The 21,583-nt window shown below is 45.3% G+C and carries 26 protein-coding genes; all 26 read right to left on the reverse strand.

From position 1 onward, the window contains the following. Positions 1 to 6: 6 nt before the first annotated feature. The 26 genes from rpsE to rpoB all read right to left on the reverse strand — a co-directional run bounded on the left by rpsE (position 7) and on the right by rpoB (position 21,364). Positions 7 to 504: a 30S ribosomal protein S5 gene (gene rpsE, locus NLX73_RS24200; protein WP_013312151.1), complete on the reverse strand. Its 498-nt coding sequence runs from the start codon at positions 502 to 504 to the stop codon at positions 7 to 9. Between the two features lie 27 nt (positions 505 to 531). Beyond that, positions 532 to 900 carry a 50S ribosomal protein L18 gene (gene rplR / locus NLX73_RS24205; RefSeq protein WP_007432568.1) on the reverse strand — a complete coding sequence of 123 codons (369 nt, stop codon included), beginning with the start codon at positions 898 to 900 and terminating at the stop codon, positions 532 to 534. A 115-nt stretch (positions 901 to 1,015) separates the two neighbouring features. Further along, on the reverse strand, positions 1,016 to 1,558 hold the full coding sequence (gene rplF / locus NLX73_RS24210; protein ID WP_013312152.1) for a 50S ribosomal protein L6: 543 nt from the start codon (positions 1,556 to 1,558) through the stop codon (positions 1,016 to 1,018). Positions 1,559 to 1,591: 33 nt separating this feature from the next. Further along, the gene (gene rpsH, locus NLX73_RS24215; protein WP_007432570.1) at positions 1,592 to 1,990 is read right to left on the reverse strand and encodes a 30S ribosomal protein S8; all 399 of its coding nucleotides are present in this window, start codon (positions 1,988 to 1,990) and stop codon (positions 1,592 to 1,594) included. 32 nt (positions 1,991 to 2,022) lie between these two features. Further along, positions 2,023 to 2,208, reverse strand: coding sequence for a type Z 30S ribosomal protein S14 (locus NLX73_RS24220; RefSeq protein ID WP_010348808.1), 186 nt, complete (start codon positions 2,206 to 2,208; stop codon positions 2,023 to 2,025). Positions 2,209 to 2,284: 76 nt separating this feature from the next. Continuing rightward, entirely contained in the window at positions 2,285 to 2,830 is a 546-nt protein-coding gene (rplE, locus tag NLX73_RS24225; protein WP_007432571.1) for a 50S ribosomal protein L5, read from the reverse strand. A gap of 31 nt (positions 2,831 to 2,861) precedes the next feature. After that, positions 2,862 to 3,215: a 50S ribosomal protein L24 gene (gene rplX, locus NLX73_RS24230; protein WP_013312155.1), complete on the reverse strand. Its 354-nt coding sequence runs from the start codon at positions 3,213 to 3,215 to the stop codon at positions 2,862 to 2,864. 36 nt (positions 3,216 to 3,251) lie between these two features. Next, a complete protein-coding gene (gene rplN, locus NLX73_RS24235) occupies positions 3,252 to 3,620 on the reverse strand; it encodes a 50S ribosomal protein L14 (RefSeq protein WP_007432573.1) in 369 nt (122 codons plus the stop codon). Positions 3,621 to 3,654: 34 nt separating this feature from the next. After that, complete coding sequence (gene rpsQ / locus NLX73_RS24240; RefSeq protein WP_007432574.1) at positions 3,655 to 3,918, reverse strand: 30S ribosomal protein S17; 264 nt, start codon at positions 3,916 to 3,918, stop codon at positions 3,655 to 3,657. A gap of 50 nt (positions 3,919 to 3,968) precedes the next feature. After that, entirely contained in the window at positions 3,969 to 4,166 is a 198-nt protein-coding gene (rpmC, locus tag NLX73_RS24245; protein WP_007432575.1) for a 50S ribosomal protein L29, read from the reverse strand. Then, entirely contained in the window at positions 4,156 to 4,590 is a 435-nt protein-coding gene (gene rplP / locus NLX73_RS24250; RefSeq protein WP_007432576.1) for a 50S ribosomal protein L16, read from the reverse strand. Before rplP ends, rpmC begins: the two co-directional genes overlap by 11 nt. A gap of 2 nt (positions 4,591 to 4,592) precedes the next feature. Next, positions 4,593 to 5,258, reverse strand: coding sequence for a 30S ribosomal protein S3 (gene rpsC, locus NLX73_RS24255; RefSeq protein ID WP_013312156.1), 666 nt, complete (start codon positions 5,256 to 5,258; stop codon positions 4,593 to 4,595). Between the two features lie 13 nt (positions 5,259 to 5,271). After that, entirely contained in the window at positions 5,272 to 5,604 is a 333-nt protein-coding gene (rplV, locus tag NLX73_RS24260) for a 50S ribosomal protein L22 (RefSeq protein ID WP_013312157.1), read from the reverse strand. Positions 5,605 to 5,640: 36 nt separating this feature from the next. Beyond that, positions 5,641 to 5,919, reverse strand: coding sequence for a 30S ribosomal protein S19 (gene rpsS, locus NLX73_RS24265; protein ID WP_007432579.1), 279 nt, complete (start codon positions 5,917 to 5,919; stop codon positions 5,641 to 5,643). A gap of 72 nt (positions 5,920 to 5,991) precedes the next feature. After that, positions 5,992 to 6,822 (reverse strand): 50S ribosomal protein L2, encoded by an 831-nt coding sequence (rplB, locus tag NLX73_RS24270; protein WP_013312158.1) that lies wholly within the window; start codon positions 6,820 to 6,822, stop codon positions 5,992 to 5,994. A 30-nt stretch (positions 6,823 to 6,852) separates the two neighbouring features. Next, positions 6,853 to 7,143 (reverse strand): 50S ribosomal protein L23, encoded by a 291-nt coding sequence (gene rplW / locus NLX73_RS24275; protein WP_013312159.1) that lies wholly within the window; start codon positions 7,141 to 7,143, stop codon positions 6,853 to 6,855. Then, positions 7,143 to 7,766, reverse strand: coding sequence for a 50S ribosomal protein L4 (gene rplD, locus NLX73_RS24280; protein WP_013312160.1), 624 nt, complete (start codon positions 7,764 to 7,766; stop codon positions 7,143 to 7,145). Before rplD ends, rplW begins: the two co-directional genes overlap by 1 nt. Positions 7,767 to 7,792: 26 nt before the next feature. Next, entirely contained in the window at positions 7,793 to 8,416 is a 624-nt protein-coding gene (gene rplC, locus NLX73_RS24285; RefSeq protein ID WP_013312161.1) for a 50S ribosomal protein L3, read from the reverse strand. A gap of 32 nt (positions 8,417 to 8,448) precedes the next feature. Then, positions 8,449 to 8,757 (reverse strand): 30S ribosomal protein S10, encoded by a 309-nt coding sequence (gene rpsJ / locus NLX73_RS24290; RefSeq protein WP_005544556.1) that lies wholly within the window; start codon positions 8,755 to 8,757, stop codon positions 8,449 to 8,451. Between the two features lie 339 nt (positions 8,758 to 9,096). Next, positions 9,097 to 10,287 carry an elongation factor Tu gene (gene tuf / locus NLX73_RS24295; RefSeq protein WP_023990558.1) on the reverse strand — a complete coding sequence of 397 codons (1,191 nt, stop codon included), beginning with the start codon at positions 10,285 to 10,287 and terminating at the stop codon, positions 9,097 to 9,099. Positions 10,288 to 10,381: 94 nt separating this feature from the next. Further along, complete coding sequence (fusA, locus tag NLX73_RS24300; protein WP_029514491.1) at positions 10,382 to 12,460, reverse strand: elongation factor G; 2,079 nt, start codon at positions 12,458 to 12,460, stop codon at positions 10,382 to 10,384. Between the two features lie 47 nt (positions 12,461 to 12,507). Then, complete coding sequence (gene rpsG / locus NLX73_RS24305; protein WP_007432586.1) at positions 12,508 to 12,978, reverse strand: 30S ribosomal protein S7; 471 nt, start codon at positions 12,976 to 12,978, stop codon at positions 12,508 to 12,510. 50 nt (positions 12,979 to 13,028) lie between these two features. Beyond that, positions 13,029 to 13,451, reverse strand: a complete 423-nt coding sequence (gene rpsL, locus NLX73_RS24310) for a 30S ribosomal protein S12 (protein ID WP_007432587.1) — start codon at positions 13,449 to 13,451, stop codon at positions 13,029 to 13,031. A gap of 144 nt (positions 13,452 to 13,595) precedes the next feature. Next, on the reverse strand, positions 13,596 to 13,847 hold the full coding sequence (locus NLX73_RS24315) for a ribosomal L7Ae/L30e/S12e/Gadd45 family protein (RefSeq protein WP_007432588.1): 252 nt from the start codon (positions 13,845 to 13,847) through the stop codon (positions 13,596 to 13,598). Between the two features lie 216 nt (positions 13,848 to 14,063). Continuing rightward, the gene (gene rpoC, locus NLX73_RS24320) at positions 14,064 to 17,678 is read right to left on the reverse strand and encodes a DNA-directed RNA polymerase subunit beta' (RefSeq protein WP_029514492.1); all 3,615 of its coding nucleotides are present in this window, start codon (positions 17,676 to 17,678) and stop codon (positions 14,064 to 14,066) included. 140 nt (positions 17,679 to 17,818) lie between these two features. After that, entirely contained in the window at positions 17,819 to 21,364 is a 3,546-nt protein-coding gene (gene rpoB / locus NLX73_RS24325; protein WP_061831396.1) for a DNA-directed RNA polymerase subunit beta, read from the reverse strand. Positions 21,365 to 21,583 lie beyond the last annotated feature (219 nt).

Raw genomic sequence — 21,583 nt, forward strand, 5'->3', positions numbered from 1 at the left:
CCCTCCTTAGCCCAGCAGCTCTTCGATGGATTTGCCGCGCAATTTTGCAACTTCTTCAGCGCGTTTCAAGCGGGACAAACCTTCCAAAGTCGCATTGACCATATTCATGGAATTCGAAGAACCCAAAGATTTTGTCAAGATATCACCTACACCAGCAAGTTCCAGTACAGCACGAACCGGACCACCAGCGATAACTCCAGTACCTTCCGATGCCGGTTTCAACAGAACCCGGCCAGCACCGAACTTACCTGTAACAAGGTGAGGAATTGTTGTTCCTACGAGTGGAACGTGAACCAGGTTTTTCTTAGCATCTTCAATACCTTTGCGAATTGCATCAGGTACTTCGCCAGCTTTACCGATTCCAGCGCCTACCCAGCCGTTGCCGTCGCCCACTACTACCAGAGCACTGAAGCTGAAACGGCGTCCGCCTTTGACAACTTTAGCTACACGATTAATATTTACTACTCTTTCAGTCAGTTCCAAAGTATTCGGATCTACACGCAAGTCGTTAACCTCCTTTTGAGAAATGTCTTAGAATTCAAGGCCTGCTTCGCGAGCTGCATCAGCCAAAGCTTGAATCCGTCCATGATACAAGTATCCACCACGGTCAAATACGATGTTAGCATGACCTTTTTCTTTCGCACGTTTAGCAACGAGTTCGCCAACTTTACGAGCTGCTTCTACACTACCGCCGTTTTTGATTTCGCTGCTCAGTTCTTTATCCATAGTGGATGCAGATACCAATGTTACACCAGCTACATCATCAATCAGTTGTGCGTAGATATGCTTGGAAGAACGGAACACGTTCAAACGAGGACGTACAGCCGTACCTTCGATTTTCTTACGTACACGCAGATGTCTTCTGACACGTGCTTTATTTTTATCTTGTTTTGTAATCATCTCAAGTTTTCACTCCCTTCAGTTTGCCTTTTAAAACTTTATACTAAGACGCACTGGGTAAAAAAGAAGTACGAAGTCTTTCCAGCAGAAAGACCGCACAAAGTCGGTAAGAAACTTATTTCTTCTTACCGGCTTTACCTTCTTTACGAATGATGCGTTCGCCTTCGTATTTAATCCCTTTACCTTTGTACGGTTCAGGTTCACGAACGGAACGAATTTTAGCAGCGTAGGCACCTACACGCTCTTTATCAATTCCGCGAACGATGATTTTAGTGTTCGAAGGAACTTCGAATTCGATGCCCGCTTCCGGTGTGATTTCAACCGGGTGAGAGTATCCAACGTTCAGAACGATTTTATCTCCGGATTTGCTTGCACGATATCCGACCCCAACCAGCTCCAGAGATTTTGAAAACCCTTCAGTTACACCACTTACCATGTTGTTGACAACGCTGCGGGTTGTTCCATGCAAAGAGCGGTGAAGTTTGTTGTCCGAAGGACGAACTACATTAATTTCATTGTTTTCCACAGTAACGGACATGTCTTTATGAAGCTCACGAGTCAATGTTCCTTTAGGACCTTTAACTGTGATTGCTGTGTTGTTCAAAGTCACGTCAACACCACTTGGTACTGTGATTGGTTTACGACCAATACGGGACATATCTGTTGCACCTCCTATCTTTTAAACGTTATCTTACCAAACGTAGCAAACAACTTCTCCGCCGGCTTTGGACTGACGCGCTTCTTTGTCAGTCATGATACCTTTGGATGTTGAAATGATTGCGATCCCGAGTCCACCTAGTACGCGTGGAATCTCATTGCTCTTCGTGTAAACGCGAAGACCTGGTTTACTGATTCTTTTCAAACCTGTAATAACACGCTCGTTGTTTGCACCGTATTTCAAGAAAATACGGATGATCCCTTGTTTGCTATCTTCAACAAATTCCGCATCACGAATGAATCCTTCACGTTTCAGGATGTCGGCGATTTGTTTTTTCATTGTAGATGCAGGCATTTCTACTGTTTCGTGACGAACTGTGTTCGCGTTACGAATACGAGTAAGCATATCTGCAATTGGATCAGACATAGTCATTGTGTATAAACCTCCTTCCCAAACAGGACTTTTTACCAGCTTGCTTTTTTCACGCCAGGAATCTGGCCTTTATAAGCTAATTCACGGAAGCAAATTCTGCAGATCTTAAACTTTTGCAGTACCGAATGTGGACGACCACAACGCTCGCAACGAGTATAAGCACGAACTTTAAACTTTGGTGCGCGTTGTTGTTTGACTTTCATTGAAGTTTTTGCCACTTAGCCTGACACCTCCTAAATAGTTTCGGAGAACAGGGTGTCTTTAAAATCAGACGCCCGAAACGTTATGCCAACATTATTTTGCGAAAGGCATGCCCAGCTGAGTCAGAAGCTCACGGGACTCTTCGTCAGTTTTGGCAGTCGTTACGATAACGATGTCCATACCACGAACTTTATCAACTTGATCATACTCGATTTCCGGGAAGATCAACTGTTCTTTCAGACCAAGCGTGTAGTTACCACGTCCGTCAAAAGCTTTTGTCGATACACCATGGAAGTCACGTACGCGAGGAAGAGTAATGTTGAACAATTTGTCCAAGAAATAATACATACGCTCGCCACGAAGTGTTACCTTTACACCGATCGGCATGTTTTCACGCAATTTAAAACCTGCAATAGATTTTTTTGCGCGAGTGATTACTGGTTTTTGACCAGCGATCAGCTGCATGTCGTTGAGAGCTGAATCAAGTACTTTGGAGTTTTGGACTGCGTCGCCAACACCCATGTTGATTACAACTTTCTCGATTTTAGGCACTTGCATCACTGTTGTATAGTTGAACTTCTGCATCAAAGCAGGAGTGATTTCTTTCAAGAAACGTTCTTTCATTCTTGTTGTAGCCATGAATCATATACCTCCTTTCTTCAAAAAATAATTAGTCGATCACTTCGCCAGAACGTTTTGCAATGCGCACTTTTTTTCCGTTGTCCAAAACTTTGTAACCAACACGGGTTACTTTTCCGCTCTTCGGATCAATGTGCATAACGTTGGAAACGTGAATCGGAGCTTCTTTCTCGATGATGCCGCCTTGTGGATTCAGCTGATTAGGCTTTTGGTGTTTTTTTATCATGTTAACACCTTCCACAAGCACACGGTTTTGACGAGGGTAAGCAGCGATAACGCGACCTTTTTTACCTTTATCTTTACCTGTAATCACCAGAACAGTGTCGTCTTTTTTGACGTGCAGCTTGTTGTTATGGGATTCCAGAACTTTTTTCACTTTTGGCATTTCGTACACCTCCTACGGGCACATTTTAAGGTGAGTTTAGATCACTTCCGGAGCCAAGGAAACGATTTTCATGAAGTCCTTGTCACGAAGTTCGCGAGCAACTGGTCCGAAAATACGAGTACCACGTGGGCTCTTGTCTTCTTTAACGACCACTGCTGCGTTTTCGTCAAATCCGATGTAGGAACCGTCTTTACGGCGGATAGAACGTTTAGTACGAACAACAACCGCTCTTACTACATCACCCTTTTTGACAACGCCGCCTGGTGTTGCTTGTTTTACGGAACAAACGATCAGGTCACCAATTTGAGCTGTACGACGTCCCGTACCACCGAGCACACGGATACACATCAGTTCCTTCGCGCCGGAATTGTCAGCTACAGTCAAACGTGTAAATGGTTGAATCATTTATTTATCCTCCTTTCGGAAAAACTACACTACATTAGATTATAACAGCTTTTTCAACGATTTCGACCAGTCTCCAGTTTTTGTCTTTGGACAAAGGGCGAGTTTCCATGATTTTAACAGTATCACCAATTTGTGCGGTGTTGTTTTCATCATGAGCTTTGAATTTCTTAGTTACTTTAATGCGTTTATGGTAGAGATCATGTTTTTTGTAAGTTTCTACAGCAATCACAATCGTTTTATCCATTTTGTCGCTGACTACTTTACCGACTAATACTTTACGGGCATTACGTTCGCTCATTGTTGGCCTCCTTCCTAATTACAGGCGGATTTTCCACCCGGTCTGATATCTTAGCTAATCCCAAGTTCTCTTTCACGGATCACAGTTTTAGCACGAGCAATTTCCTTACGCACAGCGCCGATCCGAGTCGGGTTATCAAGCTGACCGGTAGCGAGTTGAAAACGAAGGTTGAAAAGTTCTTCTTTAAAACCGGAGATCTTTTGTTCGATTTCAGCAGTGGTTAGGTTGCGGAATTCACTAGCCTTCATTTGCTTCACCACCCAATTCTTCACGTTTCACAAACTTAGTTTTGATTGGCAGTTTGTGAGCGGCAAGACGCATTGCTTCACGAGCAATCTCTTCCGGAACACCAGCAAGTTCGAACATAATCTTGCCTGGTTTCACTACTGCAACCCATTTTTCTACGTTACCTTTACCACTACCCATACGAACCTCAAGAGGCTTCTGAGTAATTGGTTTGTCAGGGAAAATTTTAATCCAAACCTTACCACCACGTTTGATGTAACGAGTCATCGCAATACGAGCAGCTTCGATTTGACGGTTAGTAATCCATGCAGGTTCGGTAGCTTGCAAACCGTACTCACCAAAGTTCAGTGTAGTACCGCCTTTTGCACGACCCTTCATATGACCACGTTGTTGTTTACGATGTTTTACGCGTTTTGGTACCAACATGATTAGTTGCCTCCTTCCTGAGGAGCTTGTTTCTTAGCTGGAGGAAGAACCTCTCCACGATAGATCCATACTTTTACGCCAAGACGACCGTAAGTAGTATGAGCTTCCGCTGTACCATAGTCAATGTCGGCACGAAGCGTATGCAGTGGAACTGTTCCTTCGCTGTACCCTTCGGAACGAGCGATTTCGGCACCGCCAAGACGTCCGCCTACTTGAGTTTTAATTCCTTTTGCTCCGGAACGCATAGTTCTTTGAATTGCTTGTTTCAAAGCACGACGGAAAGAAACACGACGTTCCAATTGTTGTGCAATGCTTTCAGCAACCAGAATTGCATCCAGTTCAGGATTTTTAATTTCAGAAATATTGATGTGTACCTTTTTACCGCCTGCGATTTTAGTAATTTCATTACGCAGATTTTCAACTTCGGAACCACCCTTACCGATAACCATACCTGGTTTCGCAGTGTGAATCGTTACGTTGACACGGTTAGCTGCTCTCTCGATTTCAACACGGGATACAGCGGAGTCTTTCAATCTTTTTTTCAGATGTTCACGAATTCTAACGTCTTCCAGCAAAAGATCACCGAAATCTTTGCCTGCATACCATTTGGATTCCCAATCACGGATAATACCGATTCGGAGTCCGACGGGATTTACCTTTTGGCCCACACGTTTTCCCTCCTTATTTTTCAGATACCACCAGAGTAATATGACTGGTGCGTTTGTTGATGCGACTTGCACGACCCATTGCACGCGGGCGGAATCGTTTCATTGTAGGACCTTGGTTTACAAAAACCTGGGATACTACCAATTTATTTACGTCCAAAGAGTAGTTGTGATCTGCATTTGCAATCGCAGAATTCAACAATTTCTCAACGACTGGAGAAGCGGACTTTGGAGTGTGACGAAGAATTGCGATCGCCTCACCAACCTGCTTACCGCGAATCAAATCGATAACAAGTTTCACTTTGCGAGCAGAAATCCGTACGGACTTAGCATGTGCTTTTGCTTCCATTGAGTTTACCTCCTCTCAAACACTACGCTGTGTTGATTATCTTCTTGTTTTCTTATCGTCATCCGTATGGCCTTTGTACGTACGTGTTGGAGCAAATTCGCCCAATTTGTGTCCGACCATATCTTCCGTTACGTATACTGGCACGTGTTTACGACCATCGTATACACCAAACGTATGTCCGATAAATTGTGGGAAAATCGTAGAGCGACGGGACCAAGTTTTGATTACCACTTTTTTGTCCGACTCGTTCAAAACCTCTACTTTTTTCAACAGGTAACCATCAATGAATGGTCCTTTTTTGAGACTGCGACCCATTTATGAATCCTCCCTTCGTTAAAACGTAGTCGTTCCTTAATATGTTAACGTGCGACTTAAGCGCACGTTTTATTACTTAGTACGACGACGAACGATGTACTTATCAGATGCTTTACCTTTTTTACGCGTCTTGTAACCAAGGGTTGGTTTACCCCATGGAGACATTGGAGATTTACGTCCGATTGGAGCGCGACCTTCACCACCACCGTGTGGGTGATCGTTAGGGTTCATTACAACACCGCGAACTTCAGGACGTTGTCCCAACCAGCGACTACGACCAGCTTTACCGATTTTCACCAGTTCGTGGTCTTCGTTACCTACAGAACCGATTGTAGCGCGGCAAACTTTCAGAATGCGGCGAACTTCACCAGAAGTCAAACGAATTGTAACATACTTTTCTTCTTTACCAAGAAGTTGGGCTTCCGTACCAGCGGCGCGAACGAGTTGGCCACCTTTACCCGGTTTCAATTCGATGTTGTGGATAACCGTACCTACTGGAATGTTTTCCAACGGCAAGGAGTTACCGATTTTGATATCGGAACCTGCACCGGATACCACTTCGTCTCCTACTTTCAGACCTTTAGGAGCGATGATGTAACGTTTTTCACCATCCACATAGTGGATAAGTGCGATGTTGGACGTACGGTTTGGATCATATTCGATCGTAGCAACGCGGCCCGGTATTCCATCTTTGTTACGTTTGAAGTCAATAATACGGTATTTACGTTTGTGTCCGCCGCCTTGATGACGAACTGTAATTTTACCTTGGTTATTGCGTCCAGCTTGCTTGCTCAGAGGTGCCAGCAACGATTTCTCGGGCTGATTAGTTGTAATCTCCTCGAAAGTAGATACAGACATAGCACGTCTGGCCGGGGACGTTGGTTTATACTTTTTAATTGGCACTGAGTTTCCCTCCTTACTTTACAGTTTCAATTATACCGTTTCAAAAAACTCAAGCGGCTTACTGTCTTTGCTCAGCGTTACGAACGCTTTTTTCCACTCGCTCGTATAGCCGGAATGACGTCCGTAGCGTTTTGGTTTTGCTGGAACACGAAGCGTATTTACGTTACTTACTTTCACGTTAAAAATGGCTTCGATTGCTTTTTTAACTTCGACTTTGTTAGAACGAATGTCAACCTCGAAAACGTATTTCAAGTCATTCATCATACCAGCCGTACGTTCGGTGATAACCGGACGTTTGATAATATCACGAGGATCCTTCATTACGCGAGCACCTCCTCTACCTTCTGAACTGCTTCCTTCGTAATGATCAGTTTGTCGTGTCCGAGCACATCAAGAACATTAATGCCGTCTGCGGCTACAAACTTCACACCAGGAATATTACGAGCGGACAGTGCTACATTATCATCATAGCTAGGAGCTACGATCAATGCTTTACGATCAGCTTTAAGGTTATTCAAAATGGCTGCGAATTCTTTCGTTTTAGGTCCGTTCAGTGTAAGAGCGTCCAATACGATAATTTCATTCTCAATCACTTTGGATGACAACGCCGATTTGATCGCCAGACGACGAACTTTTTTAGGCAATTTGTAAGCATAGCTGCGTGGAGTCGGACCGAATACAGTACCGCCACCAACCCATTGCGGTGCACGAATCGAACCTTGACGAGCGCGGCCAGTACCTTTTTGTTTCCAAGGTTTACGTCCGCCACCACGTACTTCAGAACGTCCTTTTACTTTGTGAGTACCTTGACGCAGGGAAGCCAATTGCATAACAACAGCGTCATGAAGAACGTGCTTATTCGGCTCGATACCGAACACTGCGTCGTTCAATTCAATTTCACCAACTTGGCTGCCGCTAATATTAAATAGTGCTACTTTTGGCATTTCGTGTTCCTCCTTTCTTCAGTTGTTTATTTTTTCACCGTTTCTAATACTTTAACGAAGCTATTTTTAGGTCCTGGAATGGAACCTTTCACGAGCAATACATTACGTTCTGTATCGATCTTAACAACTTCAAGACGTTGGATCGTCACCGTTTCATGCCCCATGTGTCCTGGAAGGTGTTTACCTTTAGGAACGCGGTTAGCTTGAATGGAACCCATAGAACCTGGACCTCTGTGGTAACGCGATCCGTGTGCCATTGGTCCGCGGCTTTGTCCCCAACGTTTGATAACGCCGGCAAAACCTTTACCTTTAGAAATACCTGTTACGTCAACGAACTCGCCTTCTGTGAAGACATCAGCCTTCAGTTCTTGGCCAACCTCGTACGCAGCAAGGTCGATGCCACGAAGTTCACGAACGTAGCGCTTAGGTGCAGTATTTGCTTTTTTCGCATGTCCTGCTTCAGGTTTGTTGGATCTTTTTTCTTTCTTATCAGAGAAACCGAGTTGGATAGCTTCGTATCCATCGTTTTCCAGATCTTTCTTTTGCAGAACAACACAAGGACCTGCTTCGATAACCGTAACAGCAAGTACGTTACCTTCAGGGGTAAACACTTGAGTCATTCCGAGTTTTTTTCCTAAGATACCTTTCATGTTGACACCTCATTTCTTTTCCTAATTACATATTACAATTTAATTTCGATATCTACACCGGACGGCAGGTCCAAGCGCATCAAGGCATCCACAGTTTGTGGAGTCGGGTTAACAATGTCGATCAAACGCTTGTGTGTGCGCATTTCGAACTGTTCCCGAGAATCCTTGTACTTGTGTACCGCACGGAGAATAGTAATGATTTGTTTTTCAGTTGGCAGCGGAATTGGCCCGGATACACCTGCGCCCGAACGTTTAGCTGTTTCAACAATTTTCTCAGCGGATTGATCAAGAATTCTATGATCGTAAGCTTTCAAACGAATACGAATTTTTTGCTTTGCCATTTTAGTCCCTCCTTCTATCGCCCAATTTGGTATCGGACATACTCCGTGAAAATTTTCCGACAGCCCTCCCATGGCAAAGGGGCCGGGTGTGTCAGTAACCTCTCACATCATCGCACAGTCACAAACAACATTAGTTATTATATCGAATAGTTCTGCCTATTGCAAGCAAAAACGAAAAAACAATGCACCTTATTTTCAAAAGATGCAGTTGTGCTCGCAGCTCGCGATTTTTCCCAAGAGAAAAGCCCCCGCACCAGGGCAGGGGCTCGTTTAGCTTCGTTCCAATACAACGTTACTCGTTCCAGTACACTGTTACTCTATTTAAAGGCTAAAGCCTTCTTATTTGGAGATTGTTGCTACGGCACCAGCGCCAACTGTACGTCCACCTTCACGAATAGAGAACTTAGTTCCTTCTTCGATAGCGATCGGGTTGATCAGTTGAACAGTAACCGTGATGTTGTCACCAGGCATTACCATTTCAGAACCTTCTGGCAAAGTAATGATACCAGTTACGTCAGTTGTACGGAAGTAGAACTGTGGACGGTAACCAGTGAAGAAAGGTTTGTGACGTCCGCCTTCTTCTTTAGTCAAAACGTAGATTTGAGCAGAAAATTCTGTATGTGGGTTAACAGAACCTGGTTTAGCCAATACTTGACCACGCTCGATTTGTGCACGATCTACACCGCGAAGCAGTGCGCCGATGTTGTCACCAGCTTGAGCGGAATCAAGCAATTTACGGAACATTTCTACGCCTGTTACTACGGATTTACGAGATTCTTCTTGAATACCGATGATTTCGATTTCGTCGCCCACTTTAACTGTACCACGCTCTACACGGCCTGTAGCAACTGTACCACGACCAGTGATGGAGAATACGTCCTCGACAGGCATAAGGAAAGGCTTGTCAGTGTCGCGTTCTGGAGTTGGGATGTAAGTGTCGATTGTTTCGAACATTTCAACGATTTTCTTAGCCCAGTCGCCATCTGGGTTTTGCAGTGCTTCACGAGCGGAACCGCGAGTGATTGGAGTGTCGTCGCCTGGGAAGTCATACTCGCTCAGCAAGTCGCGAACTTCCATTTCAACCAATTCCAGCAACTCTTCGTCTTCAACCATGTCGCATTTGTTCAGGAATACAACGATGTAAGGAACACCAACTTGGCGGGACAACAGGATGTGCTCACGAGTTTGCGGCATTGGGCCGTCAGCTGCGGATACAACCAGGATCGCTCCGTCCATTTGTGCAGCGCCAGTGATCATGTTTTTAACATAGTCGGCGTGACCTGGGCAGTCAACGTGTGCATAGTGACGGTTAGGTGTTTCATATTCCACGTGTGCAGTGGAGATTGTGATACCGCGTTCGCGCTCTTCTGGAGCTTTATCGATTTGATCGAATGCTACAGCAGCACCACCGTAAGTTTTGGACAATACAGTTGTGATTGCAGCAGTCAAAGTAGTTTTACCATGATCGACGTGACCAATAGTACCGATATTAACGTGCGGTTTGTTACGTTCAAACTTAGCCTTTGCCATTTGAACAATTCCTCCTCAATAACTTGTTTTATTTTAGGCTGCCGGATGTCTTTTTGGTAAAACCTTAAGCATACCGGTCAGCTGATACATTGTATTACTCGCCGCCTTTGGTTTTGGCAACGATCTCTTCAGCAATGCTCTTCGGTACTTCTTCATAATGAGAGAGTTCCATGGAGAACACGCCGCGTCCTTGTGTACCGGAGCGAAGTGTAGTCGAGTATCCGAACATTTCGGACAAAGGCACCTTCGCACGAATGATTTGAGCTCCACTGCGGGAATCCATACCTTCAATCCGACCACGACGGGAGTTCAACATACCCATTACGTCACCCATATATTCCTCAGGAACCGTTACTTCAACTTTCATAATCGGCTCGAGCAATACTGGTTTACATTTGTCTTTCGCTGCTTTCAGCGCCATTGATCCGGCAATTTTAAATGCCATTTCATTGGAATCGACATCATGGTATGATCCGTCCACGATTGTAGCTTTAACGTCCACAAGCGGGAAGCCTGCGATAACGCCGTTTTTCATTTGTTCCTCAATACCAGCAAGAGCAGGAGCGATGTACTCTCTAGGAACAGAGCCGCCGACTACCTTACTTTCGAATTGACTACCAGTACCTGGCTCGAGCGGTTCGAACTCAACCCATACGTGACCATATTGACCACGACCACCGGACTGACGAACGAATTTACCTTCGACACGTGCTGGAGCACGGAACGTTTCACGGTAAGCAACCTGTGGTTTACCCACATTTGTTTCTACCTTGAACTCACGACGCATACGGTCAATGATGATGTCCAAGTGAAGCTCACCCATACCCGCCAAGATGGTTTGACCTGTTTCTTCGTTAGTATGAGCACGAAGAGTTGGATCCTCTTCAGTCAACTTACCGAGAGCTACAGACATTTTATCTTGGTCAGCTTTGGTTTTAGGCTCAACCGCGATTTCGATAACCGGATCAGGGAAGTTCATGGACTCGAGAATAACAGGACTCTTCTCATCACACAGTGTATCACCTGTACCTGTATCTTTCAAACCTACGGCAGCCGCAATATCACCAGAGTAAACTACAGTGATTTCTTGACGACTGTTCGCATGCATTTGAAGAATACGTCCGATACGTTCGCGTTTACCTTTTGTTGCATTCAATACGTAAGAACCGGATTGAAGAACACCGGAGTATACGCGGAAGAATGTCAACTTACCAACGTAAGGATCCGTCATGATTTTGAATGCTAATGCGGAGAATGGCTCTTCATCGGAAGAGTGACGTTCAACTTCCGTACCGTCTTCCAAATGTCCTTGAATACTTGGCACATCAATAGGAGCCGGCAAATAGTCGAGAACAGCATCCAACATCAGCTGAACACCTTTATTGCGGTAAGAAGATCCACAGATAACTGGGAAGATTTTAACTTCTACAACACCTTTACGGAGAGCGGCTTTAATTTCGGCAACCGAAATTTCTTCGCCTTCCAGGTATTTCATTGTCAATTCTTCGTCCAGTTCAGCAACCTTCTCGATCAATTCATTACGAAGTTCTTCAACTTGATCTTTGAATTCCGCAGGAACTTCTACTTCTTCGATATCTTGACCAAGATCATCTTTGTACATATGAGCTTTTTGTTCAACGATATCGATAATACCAGTAAAATCATTTTCTGCGCCGATTGGCAATTGAATCGCAACTGCGTTCGCTTGAAGGCGATCACGCATGTCAGAGACAACATTCAGGAAGTCGGCACCAATGATATCCATTTTGTTTACATATGCGATCCGTGGAACGCCGTAGCGATCAGCCTGTCTCCATACGGTTTCGGACTGAGGCTCAACGCCTTCTTTCGCACTGAAAACACCAACTGCTCCGTCCAATACACGAAGGGAACGTTCAACTTCAACAGTGAAGTCAACGTGCCCCGGGGTGTCGATGATATTGACGCGGTGACCTTTCCAGGCAGCGGTCGTCGCAGCGGAAGTAATCGTGATTCCGCGCTCTTGTTCTTGTTCCATCCAGTCCATTGTCGCAGCGCCTTCGTGAACTTCACCGATTTTGTGCGTACGGCCTGTGTAGAACAAGATCCGCTCTGTTGTTGTGGTTTTACCCGCGTCAATATGAGCCATGATCCCGATATTACGTGTATTTTTCAAGGAGAACTCTCTTGCCATGAAATGGGTCTCCCTTCAAAATTGAAGTTATTTTTTTGAGCTGAATCCTACCAACGATAGTGAGCAAACGCTTTGTTCGCTTCAGCCATTTTGTGCGTGTCTTCACGTTTTTTCACGGAAGCGCCTGTGTTGTTGGAAGCATCAATAATTTCAGCCGCCAAACGCTCTTCCATGGTTTTCTCACCGCGGTTGCGGGAGTAGTTTACGAGCCAACGTAATCCCAGGGACGTACGTCTTTCTGGTTTTACCTCGATTGGTACTTGGTAGTTGGCACCGCCGACACGGCGTGCTTTAACTTCCAGGACTGGCATGATATTCTTGATAGCTGCTTCAAAAACTTCCATCGGGTCATTCCCCGTACGTTCTTGGATAAGCTTGAACGCATTGTACAGAATGCTTTGAGCAACGCCTCGTTTTCCGTCGAGCATGATGCGGTTGATCAAGCGGGTAACCAACTTGCTGTTGTATACCGGATCTGGCAACACGTCTCTTTTGGTAACTGGACCTTTGCGTGGCATGGATATCCCCCTTTCTTACATGTTAAACCGACATACGCGGTTTATATTCATTAGGATTTTTTAGCTTTAGGGCGTTTTGCGCCGTATTTGGAACGAGCTTGCATGCGGTTGTTTACGCCTGCAGTATCCAAAGCACCGCGAACGATGTGGTAACGCACACCCGGAAGGTCTTTTACACGACCGCCGCGAATCAGCACTACGCTGTGTTCTTGAAGGTTATGTCCAATACCTGGAATGTAAGCAGTCACCTCTACACGGTTCGTCAAGCGAACACGAGCATATTTACGAAGTGCGGAGTTTGGTTTTTTCGGAGTCATAGTACCTACACGAGTGCACACTCCGCGTTTTTGCGGGGCACTGATGTCGGTAGCTTCACGTTTCAAGGCATTAAAACCTTTTTGCAAAGCCGGTGATTTCGATTTCTCGATTTTGGCTTGACGTCCTTTACGAACCAGTTGGTTAATAGTTGGCATGTTGGTTGCCACCCCCTTCCTCAATTTTTGCTGTTACTTTACAAACCTTATCTAAGCCCACAGACCCAGGCGGTTCATAAAAGAACAAATGAAAAGTCTTTGCCGCCAAGAATAACAATTCCTTAGACAAAAACGTTCCTTACCCTATTGTTTTACGATAGCAGCCATTGCGGCTCCCACTTCAATCCCACATGCAGCTCCGAGATTTTTCATTGTGTCTACGAGAGTCACTTTGACTCCTTGCTTGTTGCACAAAGCAATGATGTTGGAAGTGAGACGCTGATCTGCGTCTTCTGCCACATATACTTCTGAGGCAAAGCCCAATTCTACCATACGAATGGTTTGTTTGGTACCGATTTTGACATGAGCATCTTGCAGTCCTTGTTCTTTAGACATATCTCATTCCTCCGAAAAGACCCAATAGCATATAGGCTGCTCACGCACCTTTGCTATATTAGCATTGACTATAAGTAATGTCAAGACAATTATAAACTATAATTCATTTAAACAGAATAGTACGATTCATTTTTGAAAAGCACCGGAGCACCGTCTGCTGTAGCTTTTATGCAAAGCTTATGTCTACGGTGTTCCGGCAAGCATACCATTTTCATATTACTCGGCCGAAATTGGTTCGAGCTCCTCAGATGGAGACTGCCCCTCTTCCGGTTGGGCAAATTTCACGCTACGGTAACGGTTCATACCTGTTCCCGCAGGAATCAATTTACCAATAATTACGTTCTCTTTCAGTCCAAGCAACTGATCGACCTTGCCTTTAATAGCTGCATCAGTCAGGACACGAGTAGTTTCCTGGAAGGATGCTGCTGACAAGAAGGAGTCAGTTTCCAGAGATGCCTTGGTAATACCGAGCAGTACCGGCTTGGCTACCGCTGGTTCTTGGCCGCTGAGAATCGCTATCTTGTTTGCATTTTCATACTCATGGACATCAACAAAGGAGCCTGGAAGTAAGATCGTGTCGCCCGCATCAATGATACGGATTTTACGCAACATTTGACGAATCATAACTTCTACGTGCTTGTCGTTGATTTCTACGCCCTGGTTCCGGTATACGCGTTGAACTTCCTGAAGGATATAGTTCTGTACCCCGCGAATACCTTTAATACGTAGCATTTCTTTAGGATCAATCGAACCATCCGTCAGTTCGTCCCCAGCTTCAACAGTCATACCTTCGCTTACGCGCAGGCGGGAACCATACGTTACTGAGTATGTTTTCGTTTCGGCTTCACCCTGAATGTCGATCTCACGGCGGTCTTTACCTTCACGAACTTCTTTAACTGTACCGTCAATTTCACTAATAGTTGCCTGACCTTTAGGATTACGTGCTTCAAAAAGCTCCTGGATACGAGGCAAACCTTGTGTAATATCGTCACCCGCTACGCCGCCTGTGTGGAACGTACGCATAGTAAGCTGTGTTCCTGGCTCACCGATGGATTGTGCAGCGATGATACCAACTGCTTCACCAATCTCAACGTGTTTACCAGTAGCCAGATTGCGACCGTAACATTTCTTGCAGACGCCATGTTTAGCACGGCAACTTAATACAGAACGAATCTGAACTTTGTGTACACCAGCTTTAACAATCGCTTCAGCTTTGTCGGAGTCAATCAATTCGTTACGTCTAGCCAAAATCTCGCCAGTCTCAGGATGACGTACAGTTTCAAAGCAATAGCGACCTTCTAGACGGTCATAGAGATCCTCAATTACTTCTTTACCGTCCTGGATACGACTTACTGTGAAGCCTTTATCCGTTCCGCAGTCTTCTTCGCGCACGATAACATCCTGCGCCACATCTACGAGACGACGAGTCAGGTAACCAGAGTCAGCCGTACGAAGGGCTGTATCCGCCAAACCTTTACGCGCTCCGTGAGTGGAGATGAAGTACTCGAGTACTGTCAGACCTTCACGGAAGTTTGATTTGATTGGGAGTTCGATAATACGTCCGGATGGATTGGCCATCAGACCACGCATACCGCCGAGCTGAGTAATCTGTGATTTGTTACCCCGCGCTTTGGAGTCCACCATCATCATGATGGAGTTGTAGCGATCCATGGACTTCATCAATACTTCGGTAATATCATCTTTGGCTTTAGACCAAATATCGATAATCCGGTCATAGCGTTCTTCATTCGTAATCAGACCACGACGGTACTGATTCGTTACAACTTGCGCTTTGTCTTCGGATCCCTTAAGAATCTCTTGTTTTTCCACCGGCACGATTACGTCCGATACAGCAACGGTTACCCCTGCACGAGTGGAATACGTAAAGCCAAGCTGCTTGATTTTATCCAGAATTACAGCTGTTTCTGTTGTATGGTAAGTCTCAAAACAACGGGCAATGATATTACCAAGGTAATCCTTGCCTACCCCGCTAGCTTGCGGAGCGTTTTGAATGGCTTCTGTAAGATTTACACCCTTCTCGTAAACAAAGAACTCCTCCGCAGTACCATAAAGCAGGTTCGCACGGGTAGCATCATTGATGTACGGGAAGCTTGCCGGGAAAATTTCATTAAAGATAATTTTACCAACCGTTGTGATCAACATCGCTTCCTGTTGTTTTTCCGTAAAGCTCGTTTTATTCAAAGCTTTAACCGGAATAGCTACACGAGCATGAAGTCCTGCTGTACCACGTTGGTAGGCCGATATAGCTTCATTCATGTTGCGAAGGATCATATTGCTTCCTTCTTCTTCTTTGTTATCCATAGTCAGATAGAAAGAACCAAGAACCATATCCTGGGAAGGTGTAACAACTGGCTTGCCGTCTTTCGGATTCAAAATGTTGCCGGATGCTAGCATAAGCAAACGAGCTTCAGCTTGGGCTTCCGCAGACAACGGAACGTGAACAGCCATTTGGTCACCGTCAAAGTCGGCATTATATGCAGTACATACGAGCGGATGCAGACGAATCGCACGGCCTTCAACCAAAATCGGTTCGAACGCCTGGATACCGAGTCTATGCAGCGTAGGGGCACGGTTCAGAAGAACTGGATGCTCCTTGATTACTTCTTCCAGCACATCCCATACTTCTGCACTCACACGCTCTACTTTACGCTTCGCGCTCTTGATATTGTGCGCCAAACCTTTGTTCACCAGTTCCTTCATAACAAAAGGTTTGAACAGTTCCAGTGCCATTTCTTTTGGCAAACCGCATTGATACATTTTCAAGTACGGGCCTACAACGATAACGGAACGACCAGAGTAGTCAACACGTTTTCCGAGCAAGTTCTGACGGAAACGTCCTTGTTTACCTTTCAGCATGTGGCTGAGGGATTTCAAAGGACGGTTACCTGGACCTGTAACAGGACGACCACGACGACCATTATCAATCAAGGCGTCAACAGCTTCCTGCAACATCCGTTTTTCATTTTGCACGATAATATCTGGCGCACCTAGATCTAACAACCGTTTCAGACGGTTATTACGGTTAATAACACGACGATACAAGTCGTTAAGGTCAGAGGTAGCGAAACGACCACCATCCAACTGTACCATCGGACGAAGCTCAGGAGGAATAACAGGAAGTACGTCCATGATCATCCAATCCGGTTGGTTGCCGGAGTTACGGAATGCCTCAATAACTTCAAGGCGTTTGATCGCACGGTTACGACGTTGTCCTTGAGCTGTACGTAGCTCTTCTTTCAAGAATTCTAACTCTTTGTCTATATCCAAATCTTGAAGAAGCTTTTTAACCGCTTCAGCACCCATACCTGCCTGGAAGCCATAGCCGTATTTCTCACGGTAGCTACGGTATTCTTTCTCGGACAGGAGTTGCTTTTTCTCCAAAGGCGTATCTCCTGGATCGGTTACAACATAAGATGCGAAGTAAATGATCTCTTCCAGAGATCTTGGAGACATATCAAGAGCAAGACCCATACGACTTGGAATGCCTTTAAAGTACCAAATGTGCGATACAGGAGCAGCCAACTCAATATGACCCATACGCTCACGGCGAACCTTAGCGCGAGTAACTTCTACTCCACAACGGTCACAGACAACACCTTTATAGCGTACACGTTTGTACTTACCGCAATGACATTCCCAGTCTTTCGTAGGTCCGAAAATTTTCTCGCAAAATAGTCCTTCTTTTTCCGGTTTAAGCGTACGATAGTTAATCGTCTCCGGTTTTTTGACTTCTCCGCGGGACCAAGAACGAATCTTTTCGGGGGAAGCAAGCCCGATTTTCATATATTCGAAATTGTTAACGTCCAACAAGGAGCAACCCTCCTTAACTAAATCCTGAGTTTTTAGGTTTGATACCGCCCAGCAGCACCGGGCGGTATCAAGAAACCTGATCCATCCTAGAATGGATCAAGGTATATAACAAAGCTGATATGAGTCAGTCAGCAGTCAAACTACTCTACGCCAACCTCAGAGCCTTCCAGATTCAAACTCAGCTTATCGCCGGTTGTGTCATCCTCATCATCAAGCTCTCTCATTTCGATCTCTTGTTCGTCTTCAGACAGAATCTTCACGTCCATACCCAAGCTTTGCAGCTCTTTGATCAAGACCTTAAATGATTCTGGAACACCCGGTTCAGGTACATTTTCACCTTTGACAATGGATTCGTAAGTTTTAACACGTCCAACCACATCATCAGATTTCACAGTCAAAATTTCCTGAAGCGTGTACGCTGCGCCGTAGGCTTCCAATGCCCATACTTCCATCTCTCCGAAGCGCTGTCCACCGAATTGAGCTTTACCACCCAATGGTTGTTGCGTAACGAGAGAGTAAGGACCTGTAGAACGAGCATGGATTTTATCATCGACCATGTGCGCCAGTTTGATCATGTGCATGACACCGACAGTAACTTCACGTTCAAAACGATCACCCGTACGTCCGTCATACAACACAGTCTTACCATTACGCTGCATGCCTGCCTCTTCCATTGTATCGAATACGTCATATTCCTTGGCACCATCGAATACTGGAGTTGCCACATGAATACCAAGACGCATTGCAGCCATACCCAGATGGACTTCAAGCACCTGTCCGATGTTCATCCGTGAAGGTACGCCCAGCGGGTTCAGAACGACCTGTACTGGTGTGCCATCCGGCAGGAACGGCATATCTTCTTCAGGCAGAATACGGGCAACGACACCCTTGTTACCGTGACGTCCAGCCATTTTATCGCCTTCGGAGATTTTACGTTTTTGAGCAATATATACTCGAACCAACTGATTTACACCTGGTGGCAGTTCATCGCCATTTTCACGTGTAAATACCTTTACATCTACAACAATCCCGTCTGTTCCGTGAGGAACTCTCAAAGAAGTATCGCGAACCTCGCGTGCCTTCTCACCAAAGATTGCGTGTAAGAGACGTTCTTCAGCTGTCAATTCAGTCACACCTTTAGGTGTTACTTTACCAACGAGAATGTCACCTGCGCCAATTTCAGCACCAATACGTATGATTCCACGCTCATCCAAGTTGCGAAGCGCTTCTTCACCGACATTTGGAATGTCGCGAGTGATTTCTTCAGGTCCAAGCTTCGTGTCACGAGCCTCGGATTCGTATTCCTCAATATGGATTGAGGTGTATACATCTTCCTTAACCAGTTTCTCACTCAGCAAGATCGCATCCTCGTAGTTGTAACCTTCCCAAGTCATGAAGGCAACGACAACGTTACGTCCCAACGCCAACTCACCCATCTCTGTAGATGGACCATCCGCAAGAATATCGCCAACTTTGACAATATCTCCTCTGTTCACAATCGGACGTTGGTTGATGCAAGTTCCTTGGTTAGATCGCATAAATTTGTGTAATTTATACTTAACAATGTCGCCCTTCACTTCAGCGCCATCTACAGTTTCGATACGACGCAACCAAATTTCGTTAGCCGAAGAACGTTCGATAACTCCGTTGTATTTGGATACAACGCAAACACCGGAATCTTTTGCAGACTTGTGCTCCATTCCTGTTCCGACCAATGGAGACTTCGGAATCAGAAGCGGGACAGCCTGACGCTGCATGTTGGAACCCATCAATGCGCGGTTAGAGTCATCATTCTCCAAGAACGGAATCAGTGCAGTCGCGACCGATACGACCTGTTTAGGCGATACGTCCATGTAATCGACACGGCTACTAGCCATCGGAATAATGTTATCAGACTGTTTGTTATAACGGACAATGACAACCTCATCCTTAAAGGTGTTTTCCTCCGTCAATTCCGCATTCGCCTGAGCTACAATGTAGTTATCTTCTTCATCAGCAGTCAGGTAATCAATCTGGTCTGTAACTTTTCCGGTTTTTGGATCTACCCAACGATAAGGAGCTTCGATAAATCCATACTCGTTAATGCGTGCAAAAGTGGACAAAGAGTTGATCAAACCAATGTTTGGTCCCTCTGGTGTCTCGATAGGACACATACGGCCGTAGTGACTCGGATGGACGTCACGCACTTCCATGCCCGCGCGTTCGCGCGTCAAACCGCCGGGTCCGAGTGCGGACAGACGACGTTTGTGCGTTAATTCAGCAAGCGGATTCGTCTGATCCATAAACTGAGACAGCTGCGAGCTACCAAAGAACTCTTTAATCGAAGCAATTACTGGACGTATGTTAATCAATGCCTGTGGCGTAATTACATTAGCATCCTGAATCGACATTCTTTCGCGCACTACGCGTTCCATACGGGACAAACCGATACGGAACTGGTTTTGGAGCAACTCACCTACAGAACGCAAACGACGGTTACCCAAATGGTCAATATCGTCCGTACTTCCGATTCCGTGAAGCAAGTTAATAAAATAACTGATGGAGGAAATAATATCGGCAGGCGTAATATTCTTAACCGATTTATCAATATTTCCGTTAGCAATCAGTTTGACTACTTTACCGTCCTCAATTGGTGAGAATACATCGATCGTCTGAAGTGGAATATCATTACTTTCTAACACACCACTAGCAACATGATACGTACGATGTCCTACTGATTCCTCGAGCTGGGCCAAAATCTCGTCCAACAGGCGGCGATCCACCATTTGACCAGCTTCAGCGATGATTTCACCAGTTGTTGTATCAATCAAAGTCTCAGCAAGCCGCTGATTGAACAGACGGTTTTTGATGTGAAGCTTTTTATTGATTTTGTAACGGCCTACGTTGGCCAGATCATAACGTTTTGGATCAAAGAAGCGCGCAACTAACAAGCTCTTTGCGTTATCCAGTGTAGGTGGCTCACCCGGACGAAGACGCTCATAAATTTCGATCAGCGCTTTCTCGGTGGAATCCGTGTTGTCTTTATCAAGTGTGTTGCGGATATATTCGTCATTGCCGAGCAAATCCAGAATCTCAGCATCAGTGCCAAAGCCAAGCGCACGCAGCAACACCGTAACCGGAATTTTACGGGTACGGTCAATCCGGACATAGATAATATCCTTCGCATCCATCTCCAGTTCGAGCCAAGCCCCCCGGTTAGGAATTACCGTTGCGGTGTATGTTGTTTTCGCATTCTTGTCGACTTTTGTGCTGAAATAGACGCTGGGAGAGCGAACCAACTGGCTGACAATAACCCGTTCCGCACCGTTAATAATAAACGTACCCGTTTCAGTCATCAGCGGGAAGTCTCCCATGAATACTTCCTGCTCTTTCACTTCGCCGGTTTCTTTATTAATAAGCCGGACTTTTACCCGAAGCGGTGCTGCATACGTAACGTCGCGTTCCTTTGCGTCGTCAACGGTATATTTGGGTTCTCCGAGAGAATAGTCGATAAACTCCAAAATCAGATTTCCAGTGAAATCCTGAATTGGCGAAATATCCCGAAACATTTCCCGTAATCCTTCCTCCAAAAACCAATCATAGGATTTTTGTTGGATCTCAATCAGGTTCGGAACCTCGAGTACCTCATTAATACGTGCATAACTGCGCCGAGTGCGTCGACCATATTGAACAAGATGTCCTGCCAACTTAAACTCACCCCTCATGTCTACTCACTTTAAAAATACATTGCGAACCTCTGTTTGTGACCTTATAATAAGACACATACAGAAGATTCAATCTTACAAATACAGAAAAGCCCTTACTCGAATGCATTCGAAAAAAGAGCACCGTATCTGCAGAATCCTCTTACCGGAAGATCTTCATCACTTGTAGATTTGCCCAAAATGGTTGTATTATACGTAATA

The sequence above is a fragment of the Paenibacillus sp. CH40 genome (assembly GCF_024213605.1).
Lineage (GTDB): Bacteria > Bacillota > Bacilli > Paenibacillales > Paenibacillaceae > Paenibacillus > Paenibacillus polymyxa_B.